9 protein-coding genes are annotated in these 13952 nt (G+C 52.7%); 4 read left to right on the forward strand and 5 right to left on the reverse strand.

From position 1 onward, the window contains the following. Positions 1 to 101: 101 nt before the first annotated feature. The 4 genes from AAGJ81_04320 (at position 102) to AAGJ81_04335 (ending at position 6398) form a co-directional block, all read left to right on the forward strand. Positions 102 to 1634: a family 16 glycoside hydrolase gene (locus AAGJ81_04320; protein MEM0965364.1), complete on the forward strand. Its 1533-nt coding sequence runs from the start codon at positions 102 to 104 to the stop codon at positions 1632 to 1634. 160 nt (positions 1635 to 1794) lie between these two features. Further along, positions 1795 to 2613: a methyltransferase domain-containing protein gene (locus AAGJ81_04325; GenBank protein ID MEM0965365.1), complete on the forward strand. Its 819-nt coding sequence runs from the start codon at positions 1795 to 1797 to the stop codon at positions 2611 to 2613. 77 nt (positions 2614 to 2690) lie between these two features. Beyond that, the gene (locus AAGJ81_04330) at positions 2691 to 4979 is read left to right on the forward strand and encodes a DUF1800 family protein (GenBank protein MEM0965366.1); all 2289 of its coding nucleotides are present in this window, start codon (positions 2691 to 2693) and stop codon (positions 4977 to 4979) included. 18 nt (positions 4980 to 4997) lie between these two features. Next, a complete protein-coding gene (locus tag AAGJ81_04335; protein ID MEM0965367.1) occupies positions 4998 to 6398 on the forward strand; it encodes a DUF1501 domain-containing protein in 1401 nt (466 codons plus the stop codon). 236 nt (positions 6399 to 6634) lie between these two features. Here the strand turns inward: AAGJ81_04335 and AAGJ81_04340 are convergent, their stop codons facing one another. The 5 genes from AAGJ81_04340 to AAGJ81_04360 form a co-directional block, all read right to left on the reverse strand. Beyond that, positions 6635 to 6847 carry a hypothetical protein gene (locus AAGJ81_04340; GenBank protein MEM0965368.1) on the reverse strand — a complete coding sequence of 71 codons (213 nt, stop codon included), beginning with the start codon at positions 6845 to 6847 and terminating at the stop codon, positions 6635 to 6637. Positions 6848 to 6850: 3 nt separating this feature from the next. Continuing rightward, positions 6851 to 8170: an arginine/agmatine antiporter gene (gene adiC / locus AAGJ81_04345; GenBank protein ID MEM0965369.1), complete on the reverse strand. Its 1320-nt coding sequence runs from the start codon at positions 8168 to 8170 to the stop codon at positions 6851 to 6853. Positions 8171 to 8226: 56 nt separating this feature from the next. Further along, on the reverse strand, positions 8227 to 10521 hold the full coding sequence (locus AAGJ81_04350; protein ID MEM0965370.1) for an Orn/Lys/Arg decarboxylase N-terminal domain-containing protein: 2295 nt from the start codon (positions 10519 to 10521) through the stop codon (positions 8227 to 8229). Positions 10522 to 10603: 82 nt separating this feature from the next. Then, complete coding sequence (locus tag AAGJ81_04355; GenBank protein ID MEM0965371.1) at positions 10604 to 12850, reverse strand: Orn/Lys/Arg decarboxylase N-terminal domain-containing protein; 2247 nt, start codon at positions 12848 to 12850, stop codon at positions 10604 to 10606. A gap of 252 nt (positions 12851 to 13102) precedes the next feature. Beyond that, positions 13103 to 13933: an alpha/beta hydrolase gene (locus AAGJ81_04360; GenBank protein ID MEM0965372.1), complete on the reverse strand. Its 831-nt coding sequence runs from the start codon at positions 13931 to 13933 to the stop codon at positions 13103 to 13105. Positions 13934 to 13952: the final 19 nt, after the last annotated feature.

A 13952-nucleotide genomic window follows, 5' to 3' on the forward strand; every position in this document is an offset into this window, starting at 1 on the left:
CTCTCAGTTCACCCGGTAAGTCTGCACTGTGGAGATCAATGGGGAAGAGTGGAGTTTCAGTGAGGCGACCAGTGGCTCGCTCTACTCCTTTGTTTCGTTTTATGAAGAAAAGTAACCTTCCTACCTTCGTTTCGATCCTTTGTTTTGGAGCTTTGATCTCATCTGGAAACGAGTTTGTTCCACTCTTCGATGGGGAGACGATCGACGGATGGGAGGGTGACCCGAAGTTTTGGCGAATTGAGGACGGTGTAATCGTTGGTGAAACGACGAAAGAGAACCCGACTAAGCACAATACCTTTCTAATCTGGGATGGAGGCGAAGTCGCAGACTTTGAACTGAAGGTCGAATTCAAGCTCACTAATCACAATAGCGGAGTTCAGTACCGGAGTTTTCCATTGAAAGATCGGCCTTGGGGACTTGGAGGTTATCAGGCAGATATCGCGGATGATCCGAAATGGATGGGTGCTGCTTACGGAGAACAATACAAGAGACTACTCGCTTCTCGTGGGGAAAAGACCGTGGTAGGGAAATTCGGTGACGAAAGAACCGTAATCGCCCAGATTGGCGACCCGGACGAAATCCTATCGCACATCGATCCAAACGGTTGGAACGAGTACCACATCACTGCAGTTGGCAATCAGATCATTCAGAGAATCAATGGTGTTACTACCGCGGAGTTTTCCGAGTCGACGCCGGAGAGACTCGAAAAGGGATTGATTGGTCTTCAGTTGCACGCTGGGCCACCAATGAAAGTGAGTTTTCGAAATATTCGCCTACGTGAATTGAACGAGGGGGACGTGAAAAAGGTTCTCTTTTTAGCGGGTCCGAAGAGTCACGGCTACGGCGCCCACGAGCACAAGGCTGGAAGTCATTTGCTGGCTCGTGCTTTGAACGAGAGTGACATTGGGGTGATTGCTCAGGTGGTTGAAGAAGGCAAATGGCCAGCGTCATGGATGGGATATAACAACCCAAGTGCAATCGTCATTTACAGTGACGGATACGAATGGCATCTAGCCAAGGACCATCAAGATGAGATTCAGAAGTTAGTCGACGAGGGAGTGGGAGTTGCGTGTTTGCATTTCGCTGTTGAGGTTGAACCGGCTGAGCTTGGGCCGACGTTTTTAAACTGGATCGGCGGTTTCTTCGAAGTTGGATGGTCGGTCAATCCCAAGTGGGATGCTTCGTTTGAGGATCTCCCAAGTCACCCCGTCACGCGGGGTGTTGCGCCATTCTCAATCTACGACGAATGGTACTACCACATGCGATTTCGTCCAGATATGGAAGGAATTACGCCAATCCTGTCTGCGCATCCGCCGGTAGAAACCTTGATCAAACCAAGGGAAAGACATCAGGAGAGAATTACAAATCCTACGGTCCGAGCTTCGGTGGACGCTGGAGAGATTCAACATGTCGCTTGGGCATATGAACGACCGGATGGAGGGCTCGGGTTCGGTTTCACTGGTGGGGATTTTCACACGAACTGGATGAACGATGATTTTAGAAAGATCGTTCTGAACGCGATCGTTTGGACAGCAAAAATACCCGTTCCCGAGGAAGGAGTAGTCTCTCGAACACCCAGCGTTTTCGACATTGAAATGAATCAGGATTATCCGAAACCAGCGAAAAAGCGATGATTCCTTCTCCGGCAACATCGAATGTGCAGCCTGAGGGAGTGCTGGTAGAATCGCCCATCATAGAACCTGCAAATGAAAGGATCATCAAGTAAGCCCAGTCGCAAAGACTGAATGATGAGCGTTTTCAAAATCTCCCTGTATGTTCAAGCGTCTCTAGGATATGGATGAGGAATATCTAGCAAGCGGTTTTGCAAAGGTCGATGAAGCACGCGATCCGGATGCTTACGGGAGATGCCTTTCGCTCATCCATTCGCTCCCTTTTTATCAGAGGTGTAAAGAAGAGTCTTTTGTTCTTCTGGATATCAAGCGGGGAGACCGGATTCTCGATGCAGGTTGCGGTCTTGGTGAGGACGTGTTTCAGATGGCGGAACGTGTGGGTGAAGGAGGCGTTGTTGTCGGATTCGACGCTAGCGAAAAATTGATCAGCGATGCGCGAACGGATTCAAGGGTCTCCCGATTGCCGGTTCAGTTTAAAGTTGGCGATCTTCACGATACGGGCTTTCCAGACAACTCCTTTGACAAGATCAGAATCGACAGGGTTCTTCAGCATATCACTAAGCCGCAGCTAGTGATTCAGGAACTCTACCGCATACTGAAGTGCGGGGGGTCTCTTCTGGTCTACGACAATGATTGGAGCACTTTCAAAATTAGATCACACAATGGAGCTTTTACCCGAATGGTAGAGACGGAGTGGGCGGAATCGTTTCGCTCCGGGTTCGTAGGTCGTCACGCAAAGAAGTTCATGGGTGAGGTTGGGATCAGCGACATTGAAGTGATTGCCAAAGAGTCGACACTGAAAGATTTCGGAGTAGCCGATGAACTCTATAACCTCCATCAAACTGCCCGGAAACTTGTAATGGCTGGGACAATTTCCTCAATTGGTTGTGAGAGTTGGATTGAGGAACTGAAGCTCCAGTCGGATGAGAAGAGCTTTGTGGTGACCCTCACTTCATTTCTCGTCATAGGTAGGAAACCGTGATTGAGCTAGCGAGAAAGACTGGGGAAGTTCAGGCGGCTTTCCAATAAAACCGGTCTTTGAAGCGTTGTCTTGGGTAGATGCTCAGGACCCCAGCGCAAACCTTTCTTCTTCTACCACTAGTCTTTCTCTACGCTGCCGCGCAGGTGCCCTCTGCGATTGGAGGGTCTGGTCTCGACCTCGATGGAGACGGAATGAGTGACCTCTGGGAGGCTCAATTTCAGGCAAGAGGGTTGTTGCCAAATGGTGATGATGATGGTGACGGAAAAACAAATCTTTTTGAGAGTCAGAGCGGCACAGATCCGTTCGATCCGCAGAGCCAACTCGTCGTCGATGTGTCAAGGGTTGACCGGATAAACCGTGTGATGGACCTAACGTTTGATGATGTGGTTGGCAAACGATATCAAGTTCGTGGTAGCCAGGATTTGGAGAGTTGGCAGGACTTGGAAGGACCGTTCACTGGTTCTGGCGTCAGGAATATCAACTCCTATTCTTCCCCCACGGTCATGCCGAAAACCTTTTTTGCAAGGGTTGATGTTCAGGAGATGGACGTCGACGGCGACGGTTTGACTGCCTACGAGGAGTTGCTTCTTGGGTTCTCGGATTCGAATCCTTACTCAGTCAGTTCAAGCTCGCAGAACGACTACGCTAGGGCGGTCGAACAATTCAGCAACGGTCAGAGTTTTACGTTGGAGGGAAGGACGGTTTCCGGTCAGCTGCCAACGCCCGAGGAGGCATCACGATTTCTCCTTCAGGCCGGGATGGGTGCCGACTATGAGCTGATCCAACAAGTTGCTCAGACGGGTTTCTCCTCGTGGATCGAGAACGAATTCGTTCAACCTCCGAATTACCATCTGCCACGGGTGCTCAGTTTTCTGTATACCGTTCAGGACGATAATGGAGAAACCTTGTCGATCTCCAACTTTCTCTGGAGTTGGTGGGATATCAATATGCGTGGTCAAGACATGCTTCGCCAGAGAACTGCCTACGCCTTAAGCCAAATTTTTGTAGCTTCCATGGTGGGTAGTGATGAGCTGGAGGATAGTCCGTGGGGTTTGGCGGACTACTACGATGTTCTGGTCCGCAATTCCTTTGGGAACTTCGAAAACCTTCTCTACGAAGTTACATATCATCCAGTGATGGGGCTGTACCTGAGTCACGTGAGGAATCGAAAGGCTAATCCGGTCACAAACCGTTTTCCGGATGAAAATTATGCGCGGGAGATTCTTCAGCTCTTCTCGATTGGCCTCTATGAACTGAATCAGGATGGAACTCGTCGAAAAGACCCATCAGGAAACGATATTCCGACTTACTCGAACGCGGACATTCGCGAGTTTGCTCGGATATTCACGGGTCTAACCTACGACGGCTCAAACGTGGCAGGAATTCCGTACGGACTGGATCCGGGTGACGATGCCACGATTCTCAACGAGGCAGAGTTTTTGGAAGCTGATCCCTATTTCAACAACCCTATGCAGGTGTTTGAGCCCGCTCACGACACTGGGTCAAAGCAACTACTCAGCTACACAACGGTAAATGGGGTGTTTGTGAATGGTCTTGTGCCAGGAGGGCTAACGACGGATCAAGATATCCAGGCAGCTCTACAGAATATCTTTAACCACCCGAATGTCGGACCGTTTATTGGGAAGCAGTTGATTCAACGCCTAGTGAAGAGCAACCCGAGTCCCGCCTACATCCGCCGGGTTGCTATGGCCTTCAATGACAATGGGCAGGGGGTGCGTGGTGACATGAAGTCGGTAATTCGTGCCATCCTTCTTGATCCGGAAGCGCGGAATCGTGGTTTTCTGAACGATCCGACCAATGGAAGACTACGGGAACCGTATATGCGCTACCTCCATTTGTGCCGGGCGTTCAATCTTTCGAGTTCGAGTGGATTTTATCGAAACCTGGGAATCGAAGCCCGCATGGCCTTTCAGCAGCAGCCACTCGCGGCGCCCAGTGTATTCAACTTTTACCTTCCCAACCATTCACCGCTTGGACCGTTGAATGCTGCGGGTTTGGTTGCGCCAGAGTTTCAGATCACGACAGCCTCGACGACAATCGCTACAATGAATTTCTGGCTGGGTGCTACCTTCTACGGTGAGGCAATTCAGTTTGACGAAGATCTTGGGCAATACGAATCGGTTTTTGACCTAGAGACGGAATATGAGATTGCGGATTCAGACCATGCGGCACTGGTCGACCGATTTGATCTTATTCTTACGTATGGCTCTATGAGCAGCTCTGCAAAAAACCTCTTGGTGTCGCTTTTGGATCAGGCGCAATCGCAAGGGTTCGATTCATGGGATCGAGTCCACCTTCTCTTGTATCTCTTCGTCAATTCTCCGGAATTCTCCGTCCTCCGCTAACCTCAACCCCAACCGATCATGAGTAGCCCCATATCTCGAAGGAAGTTTCTCGGAGAGGCAGCGTGCGCAGCAGTGACCGCAACGCCTTTGATCTCCACGCTTCTCAACCTTTCGATGACCAACGCGATGGCATCGGGGACAGGAGCATTGGGTGCGGGCAACGACTATCGGGCCTTGGTTTGCATCCTCCTCGCTGGGGGGAACGACTCTTTCAACATGTTGGTGCCTCGCGGGGCCACCGAATACGCCGATTATCAAGGGGTTCGTTCCAATCTAGCGCTATCGCAGGCGAGTCTACTACCGATCAACGGTGTCTATCAGGGCAAGACTTTTGGCCTTCATCCGGGGATGCCGGAACTGGCCAGTCTGTTCAACAGTGGCGACGCGGCTTTCGTAGCGAACGTGGGCACACTGGTCGAACCGACCACTCTGGGTTCCTACGAATCGGGATCTGCTCGATTACCCTTGGGATTGTACTCACACTCCGATCAGATCATGCATTGGCAGACCAGTGTCCCCGATTCCCGATCCGCAAGAGGGTGGGGAGGTCGGGTCGCCGACATCCTGCAGAGTGCGAATACCAATTCGAGGATCTCGATGAATATCTCGCTGGCAGGCACCAACACGTTTCAATCCGGCGACCAAACGGTGAGCTACGAGATTCTTCCAGACGGAAACGGGGCCGTCCTGCCTGATTTTCTGTCAGGTGAATCGCCCGGATTGTCCGCAATCGCACAGACGGGAGTGCGGAGTATGATGGATCTGCAGTATCGTAACTTGTTTCAAGAAACCTTTGCGCAGAGAAATCGGAGTGCGATTGATGCGAGCAATGAGTTCGCTACCGCACTTAGTGGGCAGGCCCTGGCGACCACTTTTTCGAATACCGAGTTGTCGAGCGCTCTGAGAATGGTGGCCCGCACCATCGCAGCCCGCGATACACTTGGAATGAAACGGCAGACTTTTTTCGTGATGATGGGGGGTTACGATCACCACGATGAATTGTTGAACAACCATGCAGCGATGCTTCCGGTCGTCAGTCGGGCTCTCTTCGAGTTCAACGCAGCGATGAAGGAGCTCAACGTTCACGATTGTGTCACCACGTTTACGGCGTCTGATTTTGCGCGAACGCTCACGTCAAACGGCCGTGGCTCGGACCACGGATGGGGAGGGAATCAGATTGTGATGGGTGGAGCGGTGAACGGTGGTTCGATCCACGGAATGTATCCAGATCTTGGTCTTGGGAATTCGCTCGACACCGGGCGGGGGCGACTGATTCCGACCCTTTCGACCGACGAGTATTTCGCTGAGCTGGCCCAATGGTTCGGTGTGAGTTCTGGTCAGCTGAACGATATTTTTCCTAACTTGAACCGATTCTACAGTGGTGGAGCGAGCTTCCCAATCGGCTTCCTTGCCTCATGACATCTGCCGCGCCGGTAACTGCTTCTGCGGATCAATCAGGCTCTCCAGGATGTCGTTTAGCCCGCCCGGCATCCTCACCCGGGCGGAGTCGGTGGTAAGTATTTCGCGATCGGTCAGAGACTCTTACGGATCTAGAAGGGCGAGCCCAAGAACAGTGATGAGGGACAGTTCTGTTTTGGGAGAGCGTGCTTCAAAGTGGACAAGGTTGCTGACGGGTCCGGGATAGTGGCAGCGCTCTAGAAGGTAGCCGTCGTTCCACCAAGGACCCGATGGTGGGGGTGAGGATTGGTCTGCCGAATTTGGAGTGCGGATTCACCCGGATCAGCTGGAAGTTTTCCTCGGTGGTACCGGGTGTGGCCATCGGGATCGTGATGACTTTCCGGCCAAACTTCTCGGCCGATAGCTATCCCGATAATCACTAGGAGGAGAAGAACGAGAAAGGCACGCATGGATCAGTCCCTCGTTTTCGGTGTAGCCGATCGTTCTTGAGAGAGCTCATTCCAGCTGTAGAGAGCGGCGCTGATCAGTAAGATGACTGCTAGCCAGGCGACTTGTTTAGGATCGGATCCGACGACCGCCCACGAGCAATAGGCGAGGGAAATTACGATGAAGACAGCGGTGAGAATCCGGTTTTTCGCTTGCTTCAGATAAAGAATCAAAGCGCCGGTCACGTACAGGTAGGCGACAACCGTCATCAAGACGGCGATAGAGGATATAACCCCGAATTCCTTGGCTGCCGTCGGTGATATAGTGAGCAGTTGTGCAATCGTCATTAAAACAGCCACTACCAACAAACCAGCAACGGGCACGCCCTTGTGATTAGCCCTTCCGAAGATTCTTGGGAAGAGACCGTCGTCTGCCGCGGCCTTACCGCTTTGTGCAGTAGCGAGAATCCAGCCTCCGAGAGATCCGAGGCAGCCAACCGCTGCACAGAAGGAAACAACGGCTCCACCGGTTTCACCAAGGGCAATTTTCGCAGCGTCGGCAAAAGGTGCTTGGGATTTGATCAGCTGGTCGTTCGGTATCGCCCCCATGATGGCAGTGCAGGAGAGCACGTAGGTCACTGCTGCGATGACCACTCCGCCGATTGTCGCAATGGGTACATTCTTTTTTGGATTCTTAACGACCGCTGCGGCAACCGAGGCCGTTTCGACTCCGATAAAAGACCAGAGAGTCACGTTGAGCACCCCTTGGATTGCCCCGAAAGAATCTTTTCCGCTCACGTTCCAAGCATCCATGTATGTATCGAGGCTGAAGCTGAACCAACCGATGATTGCGACTCCGACAATAGCGATAAGAGCAAGAATCGTTGTTACTGTTTGGACCTTTGCCACGAGATTCGGGCCGATGATATTGATTAAAGTGAACAGCCACATAAGTGCTACACAGCTAAGACCAAGCACCCATGGCTCATCAAAAATCGGAAAGAAGTAGGAAAGATAACCCACACCAACCACTGCCAAGGCAACGTTACCAATCCAACCTGCTAACCAGTAGAGAAGATTCGTTTGGTAGCCTACGAATGGTCCGAAAGCTTTCTTTGCGTAGGCGTAGGACCCGCCCGGACTATCGTCGATCGAAGACATCCGGGCATAGACCATGGCCAGACCGATAGCTCCGGTGATGGTTACCAACCACCCAAAAATGGCTATGCCACCAGTGGACGCGAGATTGGCCGGGAGCATGAAAACGCCGGATCCCATAATGTTGCCGGCCACCATGATGGTCGCAGCGACCACACCGACTTTGTGTTTTTCAGATACTTCGCTCATTCCGGTCAGAGAGTGGGATTCATGCTCGAATTGAAAGGTTTTCGTTTACGGTGTCCTCAACGCAGGCACCAAACGTTGTATTTGCCATCTCTGATCTCAGCACCTTCGACGACTTTTTCGAATCCAGGGAAAGATCTGCCGGACTCCTCGAGGGCGAGTAGATAAGAGATCCACGGTCCATCGGCCTCACCAAGATTTTCGCCCGGCATAACGATGGGGATACCCGGAGGATAGGGAATCAGGCCGACTCCGGCTGTTCGCCCCGCAGCCTCAGCCAACGGCAATAGATCAGCTGCGCCTTCCTGCAACTGAAAATAAGCTTCCCGAGGCGCCAGGTCAGGACGAGGCAGTGAGGCAAATGCTTCTGCCTGCCAACGATCAATTCGATTCTCCTTCATGTGGGAGAACATTTTCTCGCCAAGGTCACGGAGACCCATTGGTCCATAAACTCCCGGATCAGCGTCGACCAGTTTCGGAAGCACGTGTTCGAGGCGGAGGTTCGCGTCGTAGTCTTCTTTGAAGTTGAGGAGCGCATTGACCAGTGAACCCCATTTTCCTTTTGTCACTCCGATCGAAAAGAGTGGCAGGATCATAAAGTCAGTTGTTCGCGAAGGGATGATTCCGCGGGCTTCGAGATAGGAAGAAACCACAGCTGCGGGAACACCTTTCGCCGCCATGCGTCCATCCATATTCATTCCAGGGCTAAGGATACCGGGCTTCACAGGATCGAGAAGACACCAGTCTTCCGGTAAGCCTTTGAAACCGTGCCATTCTTCTTCTGGTTTCAATGTCCAGCAAGAGGGTTCGGTAGCGAGCAGCTCATCGGGGGCCTCGGTGAAAGGGTATTCTTTGCCCGACCTGGGGTCTTTCACAATTGGTGCATTCCAAGGCTCGAAAAACCAATCCCCATTCTTCGCAAAAGTAGCGTGCGCCCGACCAAGAGCTTTGCGGAAGTGAATGGCTTCAAGAATTACCTCATCCAAAAGTGCCTTTCCGGCTGGGCCGTCCATCATGGCAGCCCCCATTTCGTTTGAAGCAGCCATTGCATAAAGGGGAGAGGTAGTAGCCTGCGCACAGTAGGCCTCGTTGAATCGACTGTGTTCGATCGGGTTGCGGCCATTGCGAACGTGGATAAACGAGGACTGCGAAAGAGCGGCGAGGAGTTTGTGGGTGGAGTGAGTCGCAAAAACGGTCGGCGCATCTGAAGGATGATCGGCAGGTGCGCCTCTCATTGCGTGGCGATTCTCATAGAGTGGATGGAAACGGGCATAAGCGAACCACGCTTCGTCGAAGTGAATCCGGTCGGTGCTCGCCGCAAGCAGTTCCTGCACGTTTGCGGCATGGACGCACATGCCGTCATAGGTGCAGTTGGTCACTACAGCATAGTCAGGAGACTCCGTGCGGAAGAGATTCTTGAGCGGGTGAGTAGCGAGTTTTGCCTTTATTTCTTTCGAATCGTATTCCACCGGAGGGATAGGCCCGATGATGCCATATCGATTACGGGTGGGGAGGAGGAAGGTCGGGATGGCTCCAGATTGGATTAGCCCCTGCTCGATTGATTTGTGGCAGTTTCTATCACAAAGAGCGATGGAACCATCACGCAGAACGGCCGTCATGATGGTCCGGTTGGAGGCAGACGTTCCGTTGAGGACATTGTAGGTGCGATGGGCTCCGAAAACCTGTGCAGCGTACGTTTCGGCCTCGCCGAGCGGTCCCTCATGGTCAAGGAGCGAACCGAGCGGAGAACGTTCTATCCCGGAATCGGTCCGAAAGAGGTTTTCTCCAAAAAAGTCGTAGAAAACCCGACCCGGCGCACTCTTCGTGAATGCGACGCCTCCCTGATGGCCCGGGGCGGCCCAGGAGTATTCCTCGACCTCCATATATTTCAGAAGGGCCCGGTTGAACGGAGGAAGCAGGTTATCCCGATAACGCTTGACCGCTGCCACTACCCGCCCGGCGAGGAAGGGGGCGGAATCCTGGAGGAGCCAGAAAAACTCGTTCGCCTGCGAAAGATCGTTCACCTCGATCTGATGGTCCTGAGCGCGATCCGCCATGAGAACCACAGGCAGGCGAAGATTTCGTCGACGGATGGCTGAGAGCAGTTTGCGCGCTTCGCCGGCGTTTTCATGGTCCGCTGTCCAATCGACTAGCACCGCAGAGAGAGAGGCGTCATTTTCGACAACGACTTGACCATCGGCGAAACTGAGTGCCTCGACCACCTCCAGATCGAGAGCCTCGATCTCTTCGACCAGTGAGCGGATCGCTCGACCTCGGATAGTGCGGGTAGAATCGAGTAGCTCGTTGACGACTAAGACTCGAAGACGGTTAATAGTGTTGGTGCGTTCAATCATGGGATGCGGTTTTTATCAGAGGGGTTGGCGTCAATGAACGTTTCGGTCTCAAAACTAGTAAGCGGAGGTCAATGTAGGTCTGCTACTCCTTTAGGACCATCAGTTGATAGTTTCCGTCCACTGCTTCAATGCCGTGGATATCATGAGCAAATCCAGGGAAGAAGCGATCCCATTCCTCAAGTGCGGTCAGGTAGGCCAGAAAAGGATCATCGTTACTGCCGAGATTTTCACCGGGCATCACCAAAGGGATTCCGGGAGGGTAGGGAACGAGTCCAGTGGCCGCTATCCGGCCAGCTGCTGATTTCAGAGTTATCGTCTCTACGTCATTGTTAACTAGGTGCTGATAGGCCTCCGCCGGGTTCATCTTTTGCACGGGCAAGACAGAAAAGGCCTCGGATTGCAGGCTGAGCTGTTGGCTTTGAATAAGATGGCGCATCATTGTACGCGCTAGATCGCGAAGGCCATGACCCGGATAGTGGGTGGCAAGATGGGGAATCGTGTCAGCAAGCGGGCGGTTGTTGTCGACGTCCCGTTTGAAAGCGAGTAGCGCGTGAACGAGGGTGCTCCACTTGGCGTTCGTGACACCGATCGAAAAGAGAAAGAGGATGGTAAAGTCCGTTGTCTTTTCCACGATGATTCCCCTTTCGTCCAGGTAGGCGGTTAGAAGAGCAGCGGGTATTCCTTCCTCGTCGAGGCTACCGTCGTCGCCCACCCCGGGGGTGAGAAGTGATACCTTGATCGGATCCAACATGCAGTATTCGTCCTCCAGATCGAAGCCATGCCAGGCTTCACCGGGGCGTAACACCCAATGGGAAGGATCGTTTTCGAGAGCCGCCGGATCGGCTTCGTCGAATGGAATAGTGCCGCCTTTACCGTCGGATACCTCCGACGGGTTCCAAGTGCGAAGAAACCAATCGTTGCGTTCCCGATGGGCGCGCCAGATGCGCATCACAGTCTGGCGGAAAGCAACCGCTTCAAGAATGGACTCACCAACCAAAGTTTCTCCCCCTTTGCCATCCATCATTGAGCAGGTCACGTCGTTTGAGGCGATGATCGGATAGAACGGTGAGGTAGATCCGTGCATCATGAAGGACTCGTTGAATCGTGCGTGGTCAACCGGATTTCTTCCGTCGCGGATATGGATGAATGATGCTTGAGAGAAGGCTGCTAAAAGCTTGTGGGTAGAGTGGGTGGCGAAAAGAGTTGGGCCGTCATCCGGATGGCTATCGGGGTTTCCGCGCATGGTAAATCTTCCAGCGTAGATGGAATGGAAACGAGCATAGCCATACCATGCTTCATCGAAGTGTATACGGTCGACGCTCTGTCCCAGTAATTCAACTACGCGGTCAACATTATAAGTTAGCCCGTCGTAGGTGGAATTCGTAATGATTGAGTAAACGGGCCCATCAACACTGGCAAGTTTGTCTGGGGTCAGACGTTCAGGAGGAATAGGGCCGATAATCCCATAGCGGTTTCGCGTAGGGAGCAGGTAATGGGGTGCACCTCCAGTGAGGGTGAGGCCCTGCTCGGTCGACTTGTGGCAGTTGCGGTCGACAAGGACGGGTTTGTCGCGACCAACACAGGCCATCCAAATGATTCGATTCGAGGTAGAGCTTCCGTTGGTGACCGTGTAGGATCGGTGCGCTCCAAACACTTGCGCGGCGTATTTTTCTCCCTCTCCGATCGGCCCCGAATGGTCCAGAAGAGATCCCAGCTCACCGACGCTGATGGATATGTCGGATCGAAAGAGTTGTTCGCCAAAGTAATCGAAAAACTGGCGGCCAGCAGGCGATTTCTGAAAGGCAGTGCCTCCAGTGTGTCCTGGGGTATGCCATGAATACTCATGGATGAGATCGAATTCGATCAGGGCCGAGGCCATAGGACCGAGAATTGAACGTGAGTATTTGCGGGCGGCCGCAAGTATGCGTCCCACGACAAAAGAGGTGCTGTCTTCCAGAAGCCACACCATTTCCGACACTAAAGTGAGAAGATCCTCTGAGAGAACCGGCCCTTCGGCATTATCTGCGAGAAGGAAAATGGGAATAGACGCATTTCGAGACCGAGCAAGACTGATAAGCTCAAATGCACTTCGGTTCCCTGTATCTCCTCCACCAAGCTCCCAGGGAACCAGCAATCCATGGAAGGAGGGGTCCGATAACATTGAGGCCTGCCCGTCTACAAGTCCGTCGGCCAAAATGACGGTAGCCCGATTCGCCCGCAACTCTTCGGCTAGCTGTTGGGATGCGCGACTGGCTGCGCGGCCCTGATGTTCGCGATCGACTACGAGAAGCACGTGCAGCTCGGGGATTTTGTTGGTTCTTTCAATCATATCCGACCTGATTTTGACAGATGAGAGGCAGACACCATAAACAATTTCGAAACGACAATTAAACAACCTCCCATGATACAAATCGGTCGCATTACTTCTCGTTGCAAAGATGTTTATCGAAAATGGACGCTACTCACGAGTGAACTGCCTCTTCGACGAACAGAACAAATCACCTACTCGCGATTGTGACAGAATCGTAAGACTGCACAGTTCTATCTCCGTCGGCGAACCCCTAATTCCCAATCATTTCTGTCACTTACTCTGTTGGACAATTAGACTTTGTAGGATGTCGTTTAGCCCCGCTGGCATCGTCACCTGGGCAGAGTGGCTGGTTGGCAGCTCGAAATATTTCCAATCGCCGCGGTCGAAGTCGATCTTGCGAACCATGATTTCGGTGACGGATAAGAAGTCGCTCTCGGTGCAGCGTATGTAAGACCTATCAAGTCGTTCAAGAGCCTCGGGATTGTAGGAGATCTTTTCTACGTAGGCGGAAGGCGTTCCTTCGATTACCTTCTCTGGCTCGAAGCCGGCCAATCCGAGAATGTCGAAAAGAGACTGTCCCGGATCGGGAACATTCGCTTCGAGGTAGACCATTTGGCGGATACGTTCCGGCACTTGGGCAGCAATACCCGTGATGACCATCCCTCCGTAACTGTGACCAACAAGCACGATGCCATGGAGGTCTTCCTGGGAAATAATGTCACAGACCTGGTTCACATGTTCAGTGAGGCTGTGGGAATACTCGTCCAGTAGATCTGGGGCGTAGACGCTGTGTCCGGCGTTTAGAAGGAGAGTTTCTGTTAACCGCCAGCAAGATCCTCCTAACCGCTCGCCTTTGGGATAGTCATTGGAGTGCGTCAGTTGGTTCCATGTTGCGGAGTCCATGTATCCCCCATGAACCAAGACGAAGGTAGCCATGCCAGTAGCGTCGTTGGAGGGGCCTGCTATCGCAAGCTTTGAAACGGTAGCGCCGTTGGGCACCAACGGCACGCAGGACCAGAAAGGTGAACGTCCATCTGCGGGCTCTAACCAACCACCGTTTGCCGATTGAGGCCAATCCGCGCTACCATGGTTTGCGCTCAATCGGTTTCATATGTGACGA

The organism is Verrucomicrobiota bacterium, assembly GCA_038744685.1.
Classification (GTDB): Bacteria; Verrucomicrobiota; Verrucomicrobiia; order Opitutales; family Puniceicoccaceae; genus Puniceicoccus.

What these genes read in the sequence shown, in the direction of transcription:
- AAGJ81_04320 (MEM0965364.1), top strand. Translation starts at nt 102, where the DNA reads ATGAAGAAAAGTAACCTTCCTACCTTCGTTTCGATCCTTTGTTTTGGA.
- AAGJ81_04325 (MEM0965365.1), top strand. Translation starts at nt 1,795, where the DNA reads ATGGATGAGGAATATCTAGCAAGCGGTTTTGCAAAGGTCGATGAAGCA.
- AAGJ81_04330 (MEM0965366.1), top strand. Translation starts at nt 2,691, where the DNA reads ATGCTCAGGACCCCAGCGCAAACCTTTCTTCTTCTACCACTAGTCTTT.
- AAGJ81_04335 (MEM0965367.1), top strand. Translation starts at nt 4,998, where the DNA reads ATGAGTAGCCCCATATCTCGAAGGAAGTTTCTCGGAGAGGCAGCGTGC.
- AAGJ81_04340 (MEM0965368.1), bottom strand. Translation starts at nt 6,847, where the DNA reads ATGCGTGCCTTTCTCGTTCTTCTCCTCCTAGTGATTATCGGGATAGCT.
- adiC (MEM0965369.1), bottom strand. Translation starts at nt 8,170, where the DNA reads ATGAGCGAAGTATCTGAAAAACACAAAGTCGGTGTGGTCGCTGCGACC.
- AAGJ81_04350 (MEM0965370.1), bottom strand. Translation starts at nt 10,521, where the DNA reads ATGATTGAACGCACCAACACTATTAACCGTCTTCGAGTCTTAGTCGTC.
- AAGJ81_04355 (MEM0965371.1), bottom strand. Translation starts at nt 12,850, where the DNA reads ATGATTGAAAGAACCAACAAAATCCCCGAGCTGCACGTGCTTCTCGTA.